Source organism: Chryseobacterium sp. HNCC26DJ238, assembly GCF_057180465.1.
On sequence record NZ_JBXUGI010000007.1, the window covers coordinates 186,108 to 208,551 of the forward strand.

Annotated in this window: 16 protein-coding genes; 5 read left to right on the forward strand and 11 right to left on the reverse strand. The window is 36.1% G+C overall.

All coding sequences use genetic code 11. The features are described 5' to 3' along the window. Window positions 1-6 precede the first annotated feature (6 nt). From AC2A07_RS08860 to AC2A07_RS08870, 3 genes are read left to right on the forward strand one after another with little or no spacing between them, the layout of a single operon-like run. Window positions 7-2,433 (forward strand): TonB-dependent receptor domain-containing protein, encoded by a 2,427-nt coding sequence (locus AC2A07_RS08860; protein WP_484050092.1) that lies wholly within the window; start codon window positions 7-9, stop codon window positions 2,431-2,433. A 10-nt stretch (window positions 2,434-2,443) separates the two neighbouring features. Continuing rightward, complete coding sequence (locus tag AC2A07_RS08865) at window positions 2,444-2,680, forward strand: hypothetical protein (RefSeq protein ID WP_484050093.1); 237 nt, start codon at window positions 2,444-2,446, stop codon at window positions 2,678-2,680. Next, on the forward strand, window positions 2,677-3,498 hold the full coding sequence (locus AC2A07_RS08870) for a phosphatase PAP2 family protein (protein ID WP_484050094.1): 822 nt from the start codon (window positions 2,677-2,679) through the stop codon (window positions 3,496-3,498). The genes AC2A07_RS08865 and AC2A07_RS08870 overlap by 4 nt, the downstream gene beginning before the upstream one ends. Window positions 3,499-4,010: 512 nt before the next feature. Here the strand turns inward: AC2A07_RS08870 and AC2A07_RS08875 are convergent. From AC2A07_RS08875 to AC2A07_RS08905, 7 genes are all read right to left on the reverse strand, one after another. Further along, complete coding sequence (locus AC2A07_RS08875) at window positions 4,011-7,559, reverse strand: T9SS type A sorting domain-containing protein (protein WP_484050095.1); 3,549 nt, start codon at window positions 7,557-7,559, stop codon at window positions 4,011-4,013. Window positions 7,560-8,409: 850 nt separating this feature from the next. Next, window positions 8,410-9,294: a hypothetical protein gene (locus tag AC2A07_RS08880; protein WP_484050096.1), complete on the reverse strand. Its 885-nt coding sequence runs from the start codon at window positions 9,292-9,294 to the stop codon at window positions 8,410-8,412. Window positions 9,295-9,296: 2 nt separating this feature from the next. Next, complete coding sequence (locus tag AC2A07_RS08885; protein ID WP_484050097.1) at window positions 9,297-9,923, reverse strand: hypothetical protein; 627 nt, start codon at window positions 9,921-9,923, stop codon at window positions 9,297-9,299. A 5-nt stretch (window positions 9,924-9,928) separates the two neighbouring features. Further along, on the reverse strand, window positions 9,929-10,351 hold the full coding sequence (locus AC2A07_RS08890) for a hypothetical protein (RefSeq protein ID WP_484050098.1): 423 nt from the start codon (window positions 10,349-10,351) through the stop codon (window positions 9,929-9,931). Further along, complete coding sequence (locus AC2A07_RS08895; protein WP_484050099.1) at window positions 10,339-10,476, reverse strand: hypothetical protein; 138 nt, start codon at window positions 10,474-10,476, stop codon at window positions 10,339-10,341. The genes AC2A07_RS08890 and AC2A07_RS08895 overlap by 13 nt, the downstream gene beginning before the upstream one ends. 490 nt (window positions 10,477-10,966) lie before the next feature. Next, window positions 10,967-11,122: a hypothetical protein gene (locus AC2A07_RS08900; RefSeq protein WP_484050100.1), complete on the reverse strand. Its 156-nt coding sequence runs from the start codon at window positions 11,120-11,122 to the stop codon at window positions 10,967-10,969. A 731-nt stretch (window positions 11,123-11,853) separates the two neighbouring features. Further along, window positions 11,854-13,704, reverse strand: coding sequence for an RHS repeat-associated core domain-containing protein (locus AC2A07_RS08905; protein WP_484050101.1), 1,851 nt, complete (start codon window positions 13,702-13,704; stop codon window positions 11,854-11,856). Window positions 13,705-14,181: 477 nt separating this feature from the next. Between AC2A07_RS08905 and AC2A07_RS08910 the strand changes: the two genes are divergently transcribed. Together AC2A07_RS08910 and AC2A07_RS08915 are read left to right on the forward strand one after the other, a co-directional pair. Beyond that, the gene (locus AC2A07_RS08910) at window positions 14,182-14,313 is read left to right on the forward strand and encodes a helix-turn-helix domain-containing protein (protein ID WP_484050110.1); all 132 of its coding nucleotides are present in this window, start codon (window positions 14,182-14,184) and stop codon (window positions 14,311-14,313) included. 103 nt (window positions 14,314-14,416) lie between these two features. Beyond that, window positions 14,417-14,860, forward strand: a complete 444-nt coding sequence (locus tag AC2A07_RS08915; protein WP_484050102.1) for a hypothetical protein — start codon at window positions 14,417-14,419, stop codon at window positions 14,858-14,860. Between the two features lie 27 nt (window positions 14,861-14,887). On the opposite strand, the gene AC2A07_RS08920 is transcribed toward AC2A07_RS08915, so the two are convergent. From AC2A07_RS08920 to AC2A07_RS08935, 4 genes are all read right to left on the reverse strand, one after another. Next, window positions 14,888-15,262 (reverse strand): hypothetical protein, encoded by a 375-nt coding sequence (locus tag AC2A07_RS08920; protein WP_484050103.1) that lies wholly within the window; start codon window positions 15,260-15,262, stop codon window positions 14,888-14,890. Then, window positions 15,252-18,773: a DUF6443 domain-containing protein gene (locus AC2A07_RS08925; protein ID WP_484050104.1), complete on the reverse strand. Its 3,522-nt coding sequence runs from the start codon at window positions 18,771-18,773 to the stop codon at window positions 15,252-15,254. The genes AC2A07_RS08920 and AC2A07_RS08925 overlap by 11 nt, the downstream gene beginning before the upstream one ends. A 10-nt stretch (window positions 18,774-18,783) precedes the next feature. Next, window positions 18,784-22,134, reverse strand: a complete 3,351-nt coding sequence (locus tag AC2A07_RS08930) for a hypothetical protein (RefSeq protein WP_484050105.1) — start codon at window positions 22,132-22,134, stop codon at window positions 18,784-18,786. Between the two features lie 6 nt (window positions 22,135-22,140). Next, window positions 22,141-22,444 (reverse strand): T9SS type A sorting domain-containing protein (locus AC2A07_RS08935; protein ID WP_484050106.1); only part of this gene is annotated, 304 nt, incomplete at its 5' end.

Here is a 22,444-nt window from a genome sequence, read left to right on the forward strand (position 1 = left end):
TACATTATGCAAAACAAACATTTTATTTTATCTGTTATCCTTTTTATTCAATCCTTTTCCTGTTTGTATGCCCAGGCTACAGCAGTCACTATTTCAGGAAATGTGAAAACTCAAACTGATCAGTCTGCGATTCCTTATGCCAGTGTGGTTGTAAAGAAGGCAAAGGACAACGGTTTCATTTCAGGAACCATTACCAATGAAGAAGGGAGGTTTTCGATTGGTGAACTTAAGCCGGATAACTATAATCTGGAGATTTCCATTTCGGGATACGACACTCATATACAAAGTTTATACATTGGCAGTCTGTCGGAATTTCTGGAGATCCCGGTGGTAAGATTATCAGAAACTTCTGAAAAAGAAATGAAAATTGAAGAAGTGATTCTGACCTCAGCAAAGAAAAATGAGCTCAGCAGTCAGCTGGATAAAAAAACATTTTCTGTTGCAGATAATATCAGTCAGGGCGGGGGTTCGGTTTTGCAAAGTATGCAGAATCTACCGGGGATTACTGTGCAGGAAGGAAAAATACAGCTTCGTGGAAATGATAAGGTAACAGTACTGATTGACGGTAAACAGACTGCACTCACCGGTTTTGGAAGTCAAAGCGGGCTGGATAATATTCCTGCTTCTGCAATTGATAAAATTGAGATCATCAACAATCCTTCGTCAAAATATGATGCCAATGGAAATGCCGGAATCATCAATATCATCATGAAAAAAAACAAACAGAATGGATGGAATGGAAAAGCCGCATTTAATTACGGCACAGGATCTTATTGGGTTCGGAAGCAGAATCTGCCAACGATAAGACCCCAATATACCGTGACCCCGAAAATTAATCCTTCGTTTTCTCTTAATTACAGAAAAGAAAAGGTGAATGTTTTTCTTCAGGCAGATAATTTATACACAGAAACATTGAATAAAAATGAATTTGTAACCAGAACTTATGATGACGGAAACATCATTCACTCACAGTTAAAAAGAAACAGAAATACCAATTATCTTACTGCTAAAGCAGGAATTGACTGGAATATAAATGCTCAGAATACATTGACGATTTCAGGCCTTTACGGAAGCGAAAAAATTATTGACCGGGGAGACCAGCCATTTTTTAATAAAGATTTTTCCCGGCGTCTCAGGCTATGGCAGTTTTTAGAAGATGAATTAAAAACGACGGTTATGGGAAGTGCTCTTTATCAGCATAAATTTAAGGAAGCAGGACATTTGCTGAACGTTGGGTTCAACTATACTTTTCACAGGGAAGATGAGAAATATTTTTATGATAATGATCTTTCATTTTCAAAAGGAACAGACGCATTTAAACTGTTGTCTGATGAGCAGGTCTATGATTTTACTATCGATTATATAAGACCTTTAAAGTACGGACGGATAGAGACCGGAATTAAATTACGAAACCGCAGTATTCCGGTACATATGAATTTTATTCCGGGAGTCAATTCAGTTTTGGATGTCAATGCAGGAGGCACGGCGGATTATAAAGAACTGATCCCGGCAGTATATGGAAACTACATTTTTGAAAATGAGAAGTGGGAAGCTGAACTTGGAGTGCGATTAGAGTATGTGAACATTCAGTATGATGTCAATCCCAATCATCCGACTTACAAAAGTGACACTTATCATTATACACAGCCGTTCCCGAATCTTAGACTTGGGTACAAGTTAAATGATCACCATAAGCTTTCTGTATTTTATAACAGAAGAGTAGACAGGCCTAATGAAGTTGATATTCGTATCTTTCCGAAATATGATGATGCTGAAATTATCAAGGTCGGAAATCCCCAACTGAGGCCTCAGTTTACCAATTCATTAGAGTTGGGGCATAAATACAGCTGGAACGGCGGTTATCTGTATTCTGCTATATATCACCGTTCTTCCAACGGAACGATCACCAGGATTTCCAGTATTATTCCTGGAAGTACATTGATTTACGCAGTATTTCAAAATGCAGGTAAAAGCTATAATTCCGGGTTGGAAATGATTTGGAATCAGAAAGTTTCAGGAGTGTATTCTTTTACGGTCAACGGAAATATGTACAGAAATCAGATCAATGCATTTTCTGTCATCAATCTCTATCCGCAACCCAATCTTTTCACAGCCAATAAGGAAAATGCTGTTTCAGGAAACTTAAAACTAAACAATACGTTTAAAATTTCCAAAGGGCTTGATGCGCAGTTAGTCGCAGTATATCATGCTCCGGATATAATTCCGCAGGGGAGAACAGGTTCAAGATTTTCCATGGATGTGGGAATTAAAAAGTCAGTTCAGAATGGAAAAGGAGAACTGTTTCTGAATGCTACAGATTTGCTGAATACAATGGTCATTAAAAAGGAGATCCGGGGAAACGGATTTAACTATACAAGTGACGATTATTACGAAACACAGGTGGTCAGATTAGGGTACAGCTATAAATTTTAAAAGTTTACAGATGATTGATTTGACTGGGACTGTCAGGAATTATAGGAAAGTATTTTTTAAAGAAAATACACCTGACAGTTATAAACGCTATGAGCAAAGTATCGTGGTTGAGCTAACTGATCAGGAGCGGAAAATCAAAAACGGTACTTTCTTCAGAGAGCATCATTACTCTACCTATTATGTCCGTCCAAACATTCTTTCAAAATATAAGGAGGTCAATGTTCAGATGATGGCCAGCCAAATATGAAACTTAAAACCCACAAGAAGATGTTAAAATCCCATCAGAAATTAATCATGATCTTTATCGTAATGCTGTCAGTTTACACGAAAGCTGGGGCACAATGTCTAACTGACTCTGTACATATACGGGAGAACAGACAGGATAGTGTAAATGCAGTACAACCGAATGAAAAGCGGTTGAATTATAAAAGTTTCATAATCCCTACTGTATTCGTCGGTTATGGAGTTGCCAGTTTAGCCGTAAAAGATTTAAAACAACTGAATTTTTCGACCAGAGATGAAATTAATGAACACCAGCCTGACCATATCAGGCTTGATAACTATACTCAGTTTGCTCCGGCAGTTTTGGTCTACGGTTTGAATGCTGCAGGAATTGAAGGGAAGCATAATTTCAGGGACAGAAGTATCATTTACGGAACATCAATGTTGATTACTTCAGCGATCACTGTTCCTTTAAAACATATCGTTAAAGAAGAAAGACCGGATCAGTCTAATCAACTGTCTTTTCCTTCCGGGCATACGGCAGTTGCTTTTGCTTCAGCACAGTTTATGTTCAGAGAGTATAAAGATACCAACTTCCTGTTGGGCATCTCCGGATATTCATTTGCCATCTTTACCGGAATCTACCGGACGTTTAATGATAAACATTGGGTAGGCGATGTAGTTGCCGGTGCCGGTTTCGGAATTTTTTCGACCGAACTTGCTTACTGGCTTTACCCAAAAATCAATCATCTGACCTCAGGCAAAAGCAAAAAATCATCTGCGATGATCATGCCTTTTTATCAGGATAAAAGAGTAGGGATTGGGTGGGTAAAGACTTTTTAAAGCATGGAATATAAACTGGAGTTTTACAGAGTTGGGATAACATATATTGAAGTAGAAATTCCATGCAAACAATAATGTTAAAGTATCATCTTTCCTGTAAATTCGAGCAAAAATATAGTTGTCAGTGAAAGTTACGTTTCTGTAAATTCGAGTTCTGGAATATTCTTATAACAGATAAAAATACAGTTAAGATAAAGTGGCAGAAAATAATTTATTCAGACAGTGCTGAGGAAATCTCTGCCAATACTTCTGAATTTTTATTTATGGTGATTAAGCGGGGGTTAAAGGTTACCACCAAAAAATTTAAAGACTTCTGTAATAAAAATGTAGCCACACTATAAAACACAAAAAAACCTTGCAAAATGCGAGGTTTTTATTTATCAGCTCAAAGTCACAGACTTTACGCAGCGAGGAGGGCTCAAAAATTTTTCAGAATAACTTTTTAACTTATACAGTTAGTGAAACACTATCTAAAAAAATCTGTCTCATATCCGAGACAGATTTTTCGCTTTTTATTTTCTGATGACTTTCGAAGTATACACTTTGTTTCCGCTTTCAACATTGACTATATACATACCTTCCGGTAAATGGGAAAAGTCTATTTCCGACTGATTTTCATTTTGTAAGATCAGCTGTCCAATTGAATTATGAACCGTAATTTTCTTAATTTTCTCAGGTGATTTTATATATACCAAACCTGTAGTTGGATTTGGATAGATTTTCAACTCTGTAATAGAAGCAGACGCAGTTGAGAGAATCTGATTGACAATTTCAGTATTTACCGTGTTGGTTACTATTGCGGGATTATAATCGAAGAATATTTCTGCACTGTTGCTAAAAATATCCCCTGTAACAACATTTGATTTGGGTTTGATCTTGTAGGCTATATATCCGTGAGAATTTGGCTCGTCATCAGTTCCGGGAAGATAAATAGCATCAAAAATAAATTCTACATTGTTGCTGTTTGTGATCACTGCTCTGTTGGGATGGCTGTAAGACTCTAACGTAAGGGTAGACCAATCCAGCTGATCGTCCAGAATATTTTTTACCCTTACTCTCTGTGCATGATAATTTCCTGTATTTTGAAATCTGATTACGTAATGTAAAAAATCATCTTTCTGTGATAACAAAATCTGCGGACCTTCCAAAACCTGTATGTCATTTGGATCATAAGCGCCAACTGCATTTTGCTTCAGAACAGAAATGTTATCGGCCGGAGTGGTATCCTGCGGAACCTGTGCGGTTGCCGTAAACACTAGTACATCACCAATATTGGTTACAGGTAGGGTATGCATCAGGAATTTCACTTCAATTGTTTTCGAATGAAAAGGTGAAAGATCTGTATAGTTGAAATACAGATTGCCTGTAGATTGAGAATCCGGAGTCGTGGTAGACGAAACAAAATTCATCTTTGAATGGTTAAAATTGAAAACAATTTGTCCGCTTACTTTTTGAGATCCTTTATTGGAAATCACAATTTTATATGGAGTTGCAAAACCGGGTCTGGCAACAGCCAAAGGATAAACAGAAACTTCCAGATTTTTGAAAACTGAATTTGGAAGCAGACAGAAATCTGCATTCTGCGTTATCCCCAAAGCTGTAAAATTCTGCACTTGATTTTGTGGTGAAACGGTATAATCAGGTAGAGGAGAGGAAACAGATGTTGTAAACTGACTTTGATTTGCCACTAAAGAATAGGCTCCCAGATCATCAGTAAAAGTAGCATAAGACTGCTGCGCATTCTGTGTTTTCACCATCACCATTGAAGCTTCTATATCAGTTGGGCTGCATCCGTTATTATCTTCATCGAAACGTACTTTTCCGGAAATCTTATTTTGATAGGAAGCTCCTGTTTCAAACCAGGCAATCATATTCGTTTCGATGCCGTCTTCGCCTTTATCGGATCCTGCTGCAAAATCCGGTTTTCCGTCGCCGTTGTAATCAGCGATGTTAAAATCTTTTACCCGGCCAATGTTGTTGGTGATCAACTGTGCAGTTCCGAAATTTCCCGAACCGAGATTTTTATACCATCTTAATTTTGGCTGCGGAAAAGTATTGGTGACAATATCTTTAAGCCCGTCACCATCCATGTCGTATGCAATAATGGATCGTGAGTGATTTACAGTTCCCGGAACTGATTTTTTCGTGTATGTTCCATTCCCGTTATTCTGAAACCAGCCTGCTTCATTATGAAAATAATTTACAAATAAAACGTCAGTGTCACCGTCTCCATCTAAATCTGCGATGTTCACATCTGTAGAATAATGCATTTGGTCTGCAACGATATGTTTTACAGAAAAATTTCCCAATCCATCAGTATTTTCGTACCATTCTATTTCTTTATTGTTATAGGTAGCCAAAACATCAGAATCTCCATCATTATCCATATCCAGAGTTTTCAATGACAATGGCGACTTAGTTGCAATTGAGAAAAAACTTACAGGTGCAGAAAAATTTCCTGAACCATTATTTATAAATTTCATTAATGAATTCTGCTGGTATGCAGCAACCAGATCTGTATCTCCATCATTATCAATATCTGCAACCGCCAATCCAGAAACATCTGTAGGCAGGGCATTTGCCAGAACTTGCTCAGTGAAATTTCCTGAGCCGTCATTTATAAATAATGAAATTCTGTAATACGTTACATAATTGAGCTCATACTGATACTTTACTACAAAATCGTTATCTCCATCGTTGTCCGCATCAAATAACTTTGCATACATCGGATAAATTGTGCTGTTGTTTATGACGATCTGTTGATCGCTGAATGTACCATGTCCGTCGGTATTTTTGTACCAGCTCATTTTGTTGTCTGAGTTTGATGTAGATAAAATATCAATATCACCATCTCCGTCAATATCTCCACTAGAGATAGCATTAAGATTATTAACTCCGTAAGTAAGAATTTTTTGCGAGCCGAAATTTCCTGCTCCCAAATTTTGATACCATGCAATTTTGGAGTCTACGATAGAAAGAGAGAATACATCCGGTTTTCCGTCATTGTCAAAATCTGCGATGTTGAAATCCAGACATCCTTTTGCATTGTTAGTGATGCTGTTATCGGTTCCAAATGTTCCGTTTCCTAAATTTTTTCTCCATACTACATTATTCAGCCAGAAAACACGATATATGATATCTTCTTTACCATCCAGATCAATATCCAGCATTTTTATACCATGTCTGTCTACATTATATGCAAATCCGCTTGGACTTGCCGGTGCATTGGAAATGATAATCTTTGGTGAAAAATCTCCCAGTGCATCAGTATTTTTGTACCATTGAAATTGTACAGTATTTCCATTTTCGTAATAAAAAATGATGTCCTTATCTCCATCATTATCTACATCTCCAACTTCAATTTTTTCTCCGATCGCATTGCTTTCTACAGTTTCTTTCAGTGTAAAAACTCCGGTTCCGTCATTTTTATACCATCTGATGAAATAACCGGATTTGGTAACAAGGTCCGGCTTGTTATCACCATTCATATCTTTAAAAATAGCAATAGATGGTGCGCCGACGCCGCTCGTGAAAATGGTGATCGTTGTGGGGAAAGTTCCATTTCCGCTGTTCTTTTTCCATCCCGCTACTGATGAGGTTTGGAAATAGATATCCAGAAAACCGTCAGCGTCAATATCCAAAATCTGAAATTGTGTGTAGGCCCCTGAATTTAATTGAATGGGTGCTGAAAATGTCCCTAAATTGCCACTTCCTGTCATCATAAAAATTCCAAGGGATGTTCTGAAAACGATATCCTTAAAACCATCATAATTTAAGTCGGCACTTTTTATTTCCAGAACATCAGATGTATGGGTGTAAATAATCTGTATCGGTGAAAAGCTGTTTTGTTGGGCAGGAACATTTTTCAACCAGAAAATCTTTCTGTAATCCACAGCCAGAATATCGACTTTCGAATCATTGTCGAGGTCAACGTGAGTTGCAATATTTACAGTAGGAGCATTGTAAGAATCATCGATAACAATATTTTGTGGAAATGAATTTTGAGCCCATGTAAAATTCCCGCAAATTAAAAAACTTAGGAAAAGTAGATTTTTAATCATATAAAAGGTTGGTTATTAATGTTTTTAACGGCACAAAAGTAATGAAAAATTAACGATAAAAAATAAATATTTGTTGAGCATGGATAATATGAAATAATACAAAATCAATAATAATATCAGTCTTCTCTTTCTTTACTATTCTCCAAAATGTCACGCATAAAATCTATACTTCATGTAATAGGATACGAAACTGTTTATGATAAAAAGGATATATATATTCCGAGTGCTCATCCCGTATTCTTATTTGGATAAAACGACCGGTTTCCGCTTTCCGGAGGGTGTTAAAGCTTCGGTTTTTTTGTACTTGGAAAGATCTTTTTAGTTATCTGCTCAAAGTTACAAACTTTGCGCAGCGGGGGTGCGGAATCACAGAAATTTATCTGTAGATGAACTTTTAAAGCTTTCTAAATTACTTAATCTTATAATGACCAAATTTTAAATTACGAAAACATCATTCCCGAAGATGTTACCATCGAAGATAAACCCGACTTTAAAAAATTACATCTCATAAATCAACTTGATGAAGACGATAAATCGATGATTTTTAAAATGGCATATAAAATGCTTACCGCCAAAAATTTAAAGACTTTTTTAATAAAAATGTAGTTGCTTTATAATACAAAAACCCATCGCAATTGCGATGGGTTTTTCTTTATTTGCGCAAAGTTTATAACTTTGCGCAGCGAGGTGTTTAATAATTTTGTAGAACAAATTATTTGCTTTTTACAATAATAACCCAATTGCAATAGCGATAGGGTTATTTACTTTCTCAAAATTGCAAACTTTGAGCAGCGGATAATTAGCATTTCCTGTTCCTGCATCTCCGTTATAATTAAATTTAAAAATTGTTTTACGGCAAATCTTTAGTAACTTTAGAAAGACAAGAGTCTTCCATATAATTTGAAAATAATTGTTCGATATACCAAATAGTTTTTTCAGAACATATATTTTTATCTTCTCCAAATAAAATTATTTCTTGAATTGATTTTATGAATGATTCATCTGAATCCATTTTCAAAAACTTAATATCATTTCCATTTAGGATGAAATAACTATTATTAGAAACACTAGAATTTATATTAACATAACTATAAATTCCTTCTTCCAATTTTTCTTTCTCATTAATACCAAAATATATACTTAACTCACCAACTGCAATGTTTTCAATTTTTTCAAGTTGTAAATTTCTTTTTTTTAAATCCTCTTTCTGCGCAATTTCGGTAATAATTTTACTCTTAATTTCATTTAAATAAAATGTACTTGGTATTCTTTTTTCTGGAAACTCACAATTTTTATTAAACAGATCTTTTGAATTTCTATTAAAACTGTAATGTGTTCTAATCAATCTCTTTACATAATCAACAATAATTTCTCTACAATATCTTTGTTCAAATAAATAAATCATTTGTGTTCTCATTGATTCTAAAAAATTCTTGAAAGAATAAATATCTAAAAAAATAATCTTATTTCTCTCGTAAATAAAGTTGAATTGAGGACTATGATTTCCTAAATAAAGATCATATATACCATTTCGTAACTTTTTTTCGTCAACTTTTCTTTGATAAGTTCCATAAATAGTAAAACCTTTTTTTTGAGAATACGCATTTTGTGATATATAACCTTTTTGAAAAAGTATTTCTCTAATATTGTTTTCTAATTGAGAAAACGTGGTACTATTTTGAGATTTACAACAAGTAACTAAAAAGAGTAAGGCAACAATAAAGTACTTATTCATAATTATTTATTTTTAATATTATTATCTTTCAATTCTTTAAGAATCTGTTTTCCTATAGCTGTTGGAATTGTTTCGCTGTTATTTTTAGGGTTAACAATATTAGTTTCTTCTTGTTTCTTATGTAGTTGTTGGTTTTTTTCATTTGCATGGGCAATCTCATGACCAAAAGTTGAAGTCGATATATCAAAAGCAGTTAAATTTCCCTTCTTCACATTATCTGCTTCGTCAGAAGTTAAAACTTTGTCTGGATTTTTAAAGGCATCTTCACTAGAGCCCTCATATATTGTAATCTCAAAACCTACAAGTTTGCCATCTTTCTCAATTGGAAGCGTTTCTCCCATAGAAAAAGGGTGGTTTTCTTTACTATATTCTACAGTAGTCGGTAACTTTGAAGTTACTAATTGATCAAATTGTGTGGCACCTGTATTGCCTGAATTTTTCAAACCATTTCCATATGCTTTGTCTTTATCAGTAGCAAACTTTGTATACGCTCCTTTTCCATCGTTAGCTTTGGGGTCATAAATTAACTGTCCATTTTTGTTTCGCCAATCATCTGCTTGTCTTCCGTCTGGGTCGATGAACCTTACAGGATTATCAAACGAATAGTTATAAGGACTATGACGGGTCATTTTTTTCAGCCAGCGGAATAAATACCTTTTACACCTCCAGCTTCTGCTTTTAGTTGCTGCTCTTTGGTTTCATGAGCTAAAGCTCCTGCGCTGGATGCTCCTCCAGCAACTGCTTTGTCAAACTCAGCAATGTCTTTTATATCAATCTTATCATCCACAATATTACCAACAGTAGTATCAAGAGCATTACTAACTATTTCCGTTTGTATTACTGCAGTGCTGTTAATTGCTTCAGAATAAACATCAATAAAGGCTTGTTGTTCTGAAGTTACAGGAGCTGTACTAGTTTGCGTAAATTCAATATTACCACTAGTTGGATTTACTGTAGCAGTATATGTATTTCCCGTAGCTTTTGAAACCGTATCTAAATATGCATCTTTCGTAGTATTATCTTGGAAAGTTGGTCGAATTGCGTCTAAACTTTCCATGCCATCCGCATCAATAAATCTAATTGGATTGTGTAAGTTGACCAACGTCTGGAAGTTTCCGCCAGATCCACTACACCCCATCTTCCAATATCCGGCATATAAAATCTTGCGCCGTAATTATACATTCCCGTCTCTTGTAGCTCCTTTCCGTTGTACTTATAATTTAAGTAATCTCATAAAATACAAGATTACTTCTCATCTATTATACGATATAATCGTGCGGGGACGAGGGGGCTAGGATTATTTTTTAAAGCAATATTTTTTTATTGTTTTAGCAAAGTAATATTCTCTATAGTTTAATCTCAATGTATCATTGACATCATAGCTTCGATCAAAATGATTACTTCCTTGAATCATACCACTCACTGGGATAACTTCAAATTTATATTTTTTTCCAACAACAACCTTTTTACATTTTAAATTGTATATCCTAATTTTGAAGACTCTATAATATCATTTTCTTTTGTGAGAAAAATATAATTTTTTTCATTTTCATAAATTTTATTCAATTTGACATTGATCATTTCTGATTTTTGACCGACATTTAATGTTTTTTGAGAGCTACAACTTATATTAAATAGTAATGTCAATAAGAGTTGTATTTGAAATATTTTTTTAATTACGTGATCTTTTTAGTCTTATATCTTTAGTTGGAATTTTAAAATGAATTAATTCACGGTAAGAACTTGTTCCTTTTGTTCCGTTAGGAGTAAAAAGTTCATAATTCCATTGTACTTCCATGCCTTTGATCTCGGATGTTGTTCTTGACATAAGTGTCATTTTATCTTGAGGCATAGCATTTTTAACTGTCGAGCAACAATCTCTGTAAATTGGACTTGGACTTTCCATTCTGTCTGTTGGAACATCACTCTTACTATTTAATGCATTTCTACCTATTAATGCTTTTCAGCAACTTCATGTTCCATACCAGTACCCTATGGAATATTTGTAAAGGTTTCAGCGTTTCCAATTACAGAAGGATTAACCTATTGTTTATTAATAACTTTAGTAGCTTTACCTTAAGTGGCTCCCATGTAAATCACCCATTAAGAATACAAGGCTACTTATTATCTACCTTATTATAAAATCTTGCAAAGCGAAAGATTAATTTATTTCCACGTATAAAGACCACAAGTATTATTTGAATATTCAAAATAATCTATACCAGAAGAACTATTCCATGTTTCTTTATCTTCAACTTCAAAAACTAATTTCTTTTCGTTATAATTATTTTGAATCATCCGAGATAATTTAAAATTATAACTATGATTGAGCATGATTAATTTACTGTTTTTATGGTATTTGCATTTAATTTTCTGAGAAATAAATACACCTTTTTTATTATTCTTATATTTGAAATTAATTATGTACCATGATTGAGTAGAATCAATATTAGTAACTTTTCCAATAATTTCTTCCGAATGAGTTTGTCCTTTTGACTTACAACAGATTATGGTAAAGAATAGGCAAAATAATGTTATATAGCTGTAGCTTTTCATTTATTACTTACGTTTTATAGTTTTATAATTTCCGATTTCCTTAACGGTTTTAGTATTTACATTTTGAATTCTATAAGAATCAGTATATTCAATGTACTTACTAGAACCGACACTATAATTTGGAGATTTTATTGAAGTCCAATTTGGGTTTGGATCAATATTCCGTGGATCTAACCTATTAGCTTCCTTATGAGAATAATCATAACCTTTACTATTATTTTCCTCTGACGTTGCTGCAGGAGCATTTGGAAAACATTCTGCCATGACAATTGCCTCTAGTGTTTCATGTAGAATTCCATAGCCCGTTTTAGATCCATAATAAGCTTGGTCAAGATTTCCTAACATTTCTGGATTGACTACGTTTGTTGCAGTAGTTATTCCTGTAGAGGGATCTGTGTTAGATCCTCTTGATGCTCCACCTACATATTTACTATTATCTTCATCAATACGCATGTCAGAATCAGTTTCAATTTCCGCAATAATAGATTTGTTAGTAGTTGCATCCAATAACTTACTTGCAGCATCAGATAAAATGGCTCCCTCTTTAGCAGTTGCAGTAACTTTACCTTTCTTGTCCATAGATAATATTAACTGTCCATTTACTGATGATTGCATTTGATTCAATGCTTCTTCCTTAAATCGTCCAGTAATAACGACATCGTTACCTTGCCTTCCATCAGGATCAATAAACCTTATCGGATTATTAAAAGCATAGTTATACGGACTATAGCGGCGCATTTGCTCGGCTAACGGATCCACTACCCCCCATCTTCCGATATCCGGCATATAAAATCTCGCTCCATAATCATACATTCCTGTCTCCTGAATTTCTTTTCCGTTGTACTTATAATTGTAATAGCTTCCCAGATAACCTTTATTAACACCCCCTATGTGATTAAGTCCGAAAGCGTAATAATCATTCGTATCTGTAATTTCTACAGTGTCGTCTGTTTTTTTAGCATAACTGACCCTTGCATTTCCAAGATGGTCTCTGTATTGGTAAATGTAACGATTTTCTTTAAAACTGAAAAATCCTTCTGAAGTACCCACAAAATCAAGTACGAAAGCAGATTCCAATCCTATAGGCTGTGGAGCCACCTTCCGGTAGGCACGCTCTTCGTAAGCAAATTCAGCCGGACAAAACATGCATGGAGTTGTAACCTGAGTCTGGTTATAATGAAACCCATCAAGATAATCAGTGATTTTGGTAGTGACATTTCCTGAACGCTCCGGAATTGAGGTAAACTTTTTTCTGAGCTTTACACCGTCTGCCCTGTACAAATAATCCAAGTTATAGCTTCCAAAAGCAGGATTGTAGGGCTGAAAAATTGACATTTTTGAAGGAAGGTTCAAATGGTTGTAACGCATATTAAAAAGACCTTTGTCAGGCATAGCGGTCATATTTCCATTATTGTCATAATCCATTATCCCGTTACCCCCTTCATATCCGATATTTAAAGATGTCTCGATAACCTGAGTGAGACGGTTACCCTCATATTGATAGTCCAGGTCATCTACCTTTAATGCTATTGTACTGCCCACTTCCGGATAGGCAAATCTTTTGAGCGTTTTTATATTGCCATTTTTATCATAGGTCAGATTCTCGTTATAATAAAAGGTATTTGGATCTGTCTGATCCGGTTCTGTATAGACCGCATCTGATAATCTGTTTAAACCGTCATATGCATAGGTATATCTTTTCCGGCTGTTGACGGTAGACATATTCCAGTCAATTTCTGCAATATTCCCATTATATCTTCCAGATCCGACAGCGTTGTATTCAGGATCTGTGTACTTCATTTTGTAGCCAAAAAAATCTGTTCCAAGATTTACAGGATCATTGATCTTGGTCATCCAACCCCTGATATTATACTGATAATCCACGGTCTGAAGAGGAGTAGATGAACTTATCCCGCCAACTTTCTTTGTTTCTAACTGCGAAAGGGGATTGTATTCATTCTGAGCCAGATACTTCTTTAATAAAAATATAGCTGCTCTACAGAAAAAAAACTTATCGCAATTGCGATGGGTTTTTCTTTATTTGCTCAAAGTTATAAACTTTGCGCAGCGAAGTCATTGATCTTAATCATCCAGTGAATGCTATATTGATAACCTACCATCTAGCTAAAAATATAATCTTGCGGTATTGAGTCAAGCATTATTTTATTTTTATCTAAACTATTAGTTGTTTATATTTGTTTATTGTAAGTTTATAACTCACAAAAACGACCTATTTATGTCTTTCGCAGACATATTGGCTTTTGCTCGTAAACAGAAAAAAAAATAAAAAAAAGTGATCTTGGAAAGACCATTGGAACTTCCGGTGATATTATTGGGAAATACGAACGTAAGGAAAATGTTCCGTCGATTGATGTGACTACAAAAATTGCTGATAATTTAGGCGTTACACTTGATTATCTCGTAAAAGACGACAGTATGAGCAGATCGACAACGATAGGCTGAAAAAACTAAAAGCAATACAACATGATAGCGACACCAAAGCTCACATATGTGCTACTATCGATGCTTTTATTAAAGCTACCAAACTTAAAAATATTGCGACTTTATGAAAAAGTATATTTTAATATTAATCTCTTTTCTTTTTATAGGCTGTAATTTTGATAAAATATATCATAATAGAGAAGAAGACAAACAAGATGCTCAAAAAATTACTGAAAATTACTATCAGCTTATAAAAGGAAACAGCAGACAGAAAGCATTTAAATTATTTGGAGAAAAGTTTTTTGATAAAAAGTACGGCAAGATAAATAACAAAGAACAGTTAAATCAAATGATTGATGATATTAATGCAGAATGTGGCGATAAAATCTCAAATATTCAATTAACAATATGGGAAACTTTTGTTTCTGTTGGTACAAATCCAAAATCTCAATATGTATTATCATATAGAATAGAGAGAAATACACAAAACACACAAGAAAAATTTACTCTGGAAAAAAATAATGATTCTATTAAAATTGTAGGATATGATGTGAGTTTAACCAAATAAAAACGGCTGCTTAAAAGCAGCCGTTTTTTACTTTAAAAGACCATTTTTTCGGGATTCTTCGAAATAATTATTCTTTATTATACTATCTTTTCTGAAAATATATTCAATCGAATCTCCTCTTTTCTTTGATATCGAATCTCCTACTTTATAGGGGTATTCTAGAAACTCATTAATTCCATTAGAAAACCTAACATAACCAAGATTATGTTGATCTTTATTGGAATAGATTTCAACAACTCTGGTATGCCTGTCTATGTTTAATAATTTTTGCTTTCTATCAGCGTTTGAGTTTATAATCAAATAAATAATAGTAAATAATAAAATACATCCAAAGACTAGTATAAATATTATAATAGTTTTTTTACTGGATTTATCAACTTCTATATTAAAATTATTTTCCACGTACCCAAGTTTTAGATGCTGTCCACATTACAGGTAAACCTCCCTTCACTCCCGTACCTACACCTGCACTTACAGTAGTATATCCACTTTTAAAATCAGCAGAATTCTTTCCAAAACTTGCAGGATTAAATTGATCCATGGCAGTTGATGATTTTGTACGATTAAAAGTTCCACTATATGTTCCTGATGTAATTCCTTCACCTCCAGAATAACCACGTCCGTCACCTGCAAAATCACTATTGACAAACTTATGTCCAGGATCTGTTGGAAGAACAAGGCCTGTTTCAAAACCTACTCCTGCACTTAATCCTAAATTCCCATTAAGAGAAAAGAACCAGTCTGTTTCATTATTACTATCAGTAACCTGACCTAAAGAAAAGCCAGTACCACCACCAAATGCAAAATTTGCACTGAAATTCCAAAATGAACCTGAGTTATCAGCTCCTTTTAATAAACTTCCTCCTTCTGTAGTTGTATTTCCAAAAGAAGTTATTCCTGCTCTAAGGTCAGATACTGAACCATCTGCATTTAATTGATAATATGGAGTAACTGTACCTATTGAAGAATCTGAATAATATATTGGCATTTCCTGCATAACATCACCATTGATTGTATTCTTATATTTATCAGAATTCAGAGCTTCTTGAGTTGTATTAACATTAGGATCATAAGTATATGTTTGTTGTCCATTAATTAATTGTGGAACCCAGCCTTTTGCTTCTCTACCATCAGGGTCTATAAAGCTTAATGGATTATTAAACGCATAATTATATGGACTATGTCTTGTCATTTTCTCCGCCAACGGATCCACCACTCCCCATCTGCCAATATCCGGCATATAAAATCTCGCTCCATAATCATAAATGCCCGTCTCAGTCTGTAATTCTTTATTATTATACTTGTATTGATAGGCTGGGCTTCCACTTAGATAATTATATCCTTCATGCTTCAATCCAAAAGGATAATAATTATTTTCATCAACAGGATTTGCATTTCCTGATTCATCTTTCTGATAACTCAGCCTTACATTGCCTAAGTGATCAGTATAGCTGTAAATATAACTATTATTTTTGAAATCATAATATCCTTCTGACGTGGGAAGAAAATCCAAGGTCATCATTCCCTGGCTTCCGGAATACTGGAAACCGTCGAGATAGTCTGTATTGTTGTATCGCTCTGCTTTACCCTTATTAAAAAAATAAGTGTATTTCTTTCTCAGCTTTGTGCCGTCTGCACGGTACAGGTAATCTAACCTTACATTCCGAATTTCATTTTCTCCATCTTTGTTTCTGACGATGTATTCTATGTCAAATTTATAATAATCCGGAAGATTCAGGATGTTGTAATTTATTTTTAAAATCCCCTTATCTTTCTGATCTTTCATGTTTCCATTGAGATCATACGAAATGAGATTTCCCGAAGCTTCGGGATATCCTGAATACTGACCTGAAATATCCGTAACGCTGTTTAATCTGTTTCCGGTGTAACTGTAATTAAGGTCATCAATCCTCATAGCCGTCGCGCTTCCCTGTAATACCCCTTCTGATCTTTTCAGGTTGGTAATATTCCCATTGAGATCATATGATGTTTTTTCAAAATATTCTTTAGCTGAAGGATTGACATCTTTCTGGTAAAAACCTGCCAGGAGTCTGTTGAGGCTGTCGTAAACATATCCATACCTTCTGAGGTTGTCACCTGCTGCCGTGTTGGTTTTCCAGTCCACTTCAGCGATGTTTCCGTTAAATCTGGGTTTGACTTTAAGATCCATAAAATCAGTGTTGGGATTCTCTTCTCCTTCGACCTGGTTGTATTTGATTTTATAGCCAAACAGATCACTTCCCAAATTCGCAGGATCATTGATCTTCGTCATCCAACCACGAATGTTGTACTGATAATCCACCGTCTGAAGAGGAGTGGATGAACTTACCCCGCCAACTTTCTTTGTTTTTAACTGTGAAAGGGGATTGTATTCATTCTGAGCCAGATATTCTACAGGGTTATTGTCCACCTGATGGGTATGCACCAACAACCTGTTCTGATGGTCATAGGTAAAGTTCTCGGTAATGACTCTTTCCGTATCGGTATTCAACCTCTTGTGACGGGTGATCACCTGTTTCGGGGTTCCCGAGAAATCAAGCTCTGATTCCGTTTTGGTATAGCCTCCCAGGTGATTGATGGAGTGGCTTCCTACAGGTCTTCCTTTAATGTCGTACCAAGTGTAGTTTTTTGTCCAGTTATCATCTTCAATGTTTTTCACGTAAGAAGCAACGGGTAAACTTTTAGTGCTGATAGTAGAGTTTTGAGCATCTTGTGTCAGAACATTTTGTCCCAATACCTGATTAGGTGCTGCCGGACTGCCTGCAGGGTAAGTATCATAATAATTAACTGACAAGACGGTATGTATATCAAGGAAATATCCGTTGCTGTAATAAATCTGCATTCCGTTCCTGGTAAAACCGGTATCATTTCTTGCTTCAGTAATTACAATATTTCCTGCCTGACTCTGCATATTTTCCCTGCTTCCTCCCTGAATGATTCCCGTATATGATACTCTTCCAAATCGGTCATATTTCGTGATAAGCCATTGTTGCTGTAACTGTAAATTGGCATCCTGAGTCATAATCAGCCGGTCTGCCTTATCATAGACCATATATTCCCATCCTTTTCCGGGAATCTTCTTTTCTACCAGACGGTTTCTACCGTCATAGCGATACTGATAATAAAGATTTTCAACAGTTGCGGGTACGACAGAAGGTGCTGAAGCCAATGGAGGAATTACATATGCTAACTGGTTATATTCATTATACACATAATACGTATCTGCGTTCTCAGTGGCACTCAGTACTTTTCTGATCAGTAAAGTCTGTCCCTGACCATTTTTGAATTCTATGGTTTTGTTTCCATCTTCATCGGTCACTGTATTTTTATATAACTGATTGGGTAGAAAATCCTCAAACAGCTCAACCGCAGTATGAGTTCGACCTTCCACCCAAGTCGTGGTGGTCTTATACTTTCTTACATAATCTTCATTTTTATTTGCATCATAATCAAATTTGACAGGCTTACCAGTCCAATCATTTCCCACCTGGATCTGCTGCTGAATGCGGTCTAAGGGGGAGTTCTCCAGGATCTTCTCCGCATAGATTTTCTCAGCTCCGTAGATCTCAGGCTGCGTGGCATTGGCAAGGGGATTGGGAACGATGGCTCCGTTTAATGTGTTCGACTGCGGTACGGGAAGGTAATCTTTCACCTGTCTTCCGAATCCGTCGTATTCGATGTGGGTCACAACATCTTTCTGGGTAGGAGAGGCTTTGATATTCACAACTTGCTTGGGTCTTCCAAGACCGTCGATATATTGAACGGTTTCAGAGGTTTTGGAAGGAGTTGTTCCTGTATAATCTAAATAGGTTTTCGTATATACATAGTTTTCATTCGTGCTCAGATTCGTGCTTTGTGCATGGGACAGGCCCACTACAAACAGGGCACTGATCGGGATGATTATTTTTTTCATGAGATGTGTTTTAGTGTTTGTAATTGTATTTGAATTCTTTCAGGATCTTGCCTGTTGCATTATTCTCCCTTATTTCTTTGAGCCTGTTGGCAGAATCATAGAGATAGACTTCCCTGATTCCCGAAGGAGGCGTGATCCCTGTTACCCCGATCATAGGATCGTATGTATAGGTCGTGATCTGGTAAGCTGCCAGGTCAGGGTTTTTCCTGAATGCATCCAGGGCATTGATAAGCGCCGGTTCATTTGATGGGTTTAAGGCATCTGCATCGGAAGCTGCGATAATAGCTGAAGCCGGGCTGCTCACCTGAGCGTAGGTGGCTCCTGTGATCTTCGCAATGGGCTGGGTTGTATTATATCCCCAGATGATAGAGGTCGTGATGCCGTCTTTGGTGGTGTACTGCAGGAGATTGCCTTTGCTGTCGTACTGGTCGTAGGTGAGTTCGGTAGAATTGGTTCCAAGAAAATCAGTTGATTTTACTTCGTATGGAAGTACAAGTCCTGAAGTTTTTGTATCTGCCTGTGACTGGGAAACGGGATAAAGAGTTTCTGTCTTCGCCAGTGTTTTAGTTGTACCTCCAACAGTTTGAGTAGTGATTGTCTCCAGAGGAATACCGGTCATATTTTTATTGATCATCAGCTGATTCCCTTTGTCCTGAGCATAAGCGTAAGAAGTTTCACTGGTCACGCCGTCGCTGTTCGTGGTTTTCTGTCTTGTAACTTGATGATGATCGGCTGACGTGCTGAAGGTTTTTGTAATGGATACAATATGCTGATTTCCCAAATGTTCTGTTGTTGTTTTTATAAAATCCCCGTTCTCGTCAAAATTCTGGAATTTATAATAAAAGCTTCCAAACGGATACCCTGTTCCGTACGATACAAAGTCTGTTATATTTTTAGGCTTGAAAACCATATCATAATCAATCCCGTATACTGCTTTTGGCTTGATGGCATTTTCATCGGTAACATAATATTCATAAAATTCTTCCTGCCTGTCTCCTAAATTATTGAATCTTATCTTTCCGTTTTTAGGATAATCGAAACATGGAAGTGTAGAGGAAGCTCCCATATAATTACCCTCGAGGCTGTTATAAAAACATGATCCTAAGTAATCACCCGGTATGGTTTTGTTTTCAAATATCGATTTGATGGTGATCTTCTCATTGGCGGATGGATTGACTTTATCTTCCTTTGCGGCGGTATAGGAAATTATTTTTCCACTGCCGGTCTGTAAAGGAAACCTGCTCTGAGAATTGACAAAGTTTTTCCCGGGAATCTGCTGAAGGAAATCAAGCTCAAAATTACTGATTCCGGATTCTACACCGTTCTCATTTTTATAATCATATTCTCTTACAAGGACAAGATCATTATTTTCACTATAGTTTTCAATCCTTTTTATCCTTACTCCTCCAAAAGGAACTTCTATTCCATAATCTGTCTTTCTTGCCAGGAGCGGATCAGTCTCTTTCCAGTTGACGCTGAATGTTGCTTCATCAGCATTATAGTCAAAAAACTGACTATTGGGAGTATTGGGATTTCCGGAATATACTTTGAGCTGAATCGTATTTGAAGCGGTCAGCTGACTGTACGGAAGTTCAATAACTTTAGTCTCATTGGTCAGTAACTTCTGAGATACAAGCTCTACATTATTGTTATTTAAAATTTTATAATAAATAGAACAGCTTCCGTTGGTAGGTAAGGTTAGATCAGGGTAAATGCATTTTGTCGTATGGGTATCAAGCTCAAATCTGATACTGTTCTGACTGGTGAGTTTATTAAAATCAATATTCAAAGGAATATTAAAGGTTTTATTGGTTTGCTGCACCGGATTTTCCGAGGTTGAAAAATAGGTATTGGCTACTTTGTAAGGAATAATATCGTGTATCTTATAGGTTCTTTTTATATCCTGTTCAAAAAAGATCCCTCTGTTATTTTCGGGGTAAAACTTTGTTTTACCGCCGGTGGGCAGAATAATTTCTTTCAGCTGTCCTGCAGCTACAAAATCAGGATTGACATTCCTGTTGTTTTCCTCTTCAAAAACGACATCGATACTAGGCGTTAATCCTGCATTGGATGTTTTCCCATTGTAATATCCCCACCAGTCTCTGGCGTAGGAAAAACGGTGAGGAAGCAGCTGGCTGTTATAATTAAACTGATAAGACTGATGCAGGCTGCTGTCTCCAAACCACACTTTTTTAAGCATCAGCCTTTTAGTGATATTATTGGCATCTTCCATATGATTACATGAGTAAACCGGATTTGAAGGCGGAAAGGAAGTCATATAATCATATTGAAAACTGACCGTGTTGACTGTTCTTCCAAAGTTGTCTTTTATTTCAACAGACTCAAGTTTTTTACCTGTTACATCATCAAGACGGATGGATTTGTTAAATTTCACCTCTCCGAAAGTTCCATAAATTCTTTTGATCTGATAGTTATAGCCTTTTGTTCTTGCAAAGCTCGTATATACCGTTCCTCTGGGATCATTGGGATCTTGAGAATCAACCGTTTTTGATTGTCCGGCCAGTTCGCAGCTGTCATAGAATATTCCTTGTTCATATTCAAAATTCAGTTCATTATTTTGAGGGCTGATGATTTTTTCCAAAATCCATGTTTGCGCATATATTCCCTGCTGGCCTGTCGGCTCGGTTCCGATTGACGTTCCTCCGTGGGTATAGGTATGTGAAAAATGTAATGTATTGCCTGTTTTATAGATATATTGAAACCCTGACGGACTGGTAATAGTCCATTTTCCGGAAGTATAATGAATTTTATAATCCGAATCAGGAAACTGTACAAACTGTCCTACGGGGTTTTCAGCACTTCTTTCCTGATTAACCATAAAGGAGAGGGTCTGTCCGTCGGGTAAAAAAACTTTATAATCATCAGATTCCAGATCCAATGCACCGCTTCTGTACCTGCCGTCGATATCATAGGCGGCACTTGCAGGAAGCGCTCCCTGTTCTATTTTATATAAAGTTTCGGCAGCCATCGGTACGGTATACTGTGTCTCGTAAAAAAAACCTCCCGGAGAATCATCCGGAAGCTGCCTTACGGTTCGTACGAGTGACGGGGTGGACAATGACCAGCCAAGGCCTACCCAGGGTGATTTTTCATTCACGGAAATTCCGCTGTAATTATAGGATAACCTGATATCGTATACAATATCTGCATTTTTTATGGTGTAAACAGGAACCGAAATATCGGGATTTCCTGAATTTAGGGAGACGGGATTTTCAAAATTCTTTAATAAAGAACTGGCTTCCGGTGCCTGCGGTACAATTTTCTGATACGTCTCAGCTGTCTGCTGGCTCATGTAAAAATTACAGGTAAGTAGTGCAGTAAGGTAAATATATTTTCTCATCTGTTTTTATTTTTTAATCAATTTAGCATTCGCCGTTTTATTGTTGTCGGTTTTCACCGTCACCAGGTACGCTCCCTGGATCAGATTCTGCGTATTGATCTTGGTGACTTTATTCTTGGTCTTTAAACTCTGCAGCTGTCTTCCGCCTATATCATAAATGGTGATGTCTGCTTCCTTAAAGCCCTGCCCTGAGCCTGTCGAAGAGTCAAAACCAATTTCTACATACGCATAATCCGACACTGGGTTCGGGTAGATCTTAATGTCCTGCTTTTCGATCAGCTGGTCGATCTGTCTGTCTCCCAGTTTCACA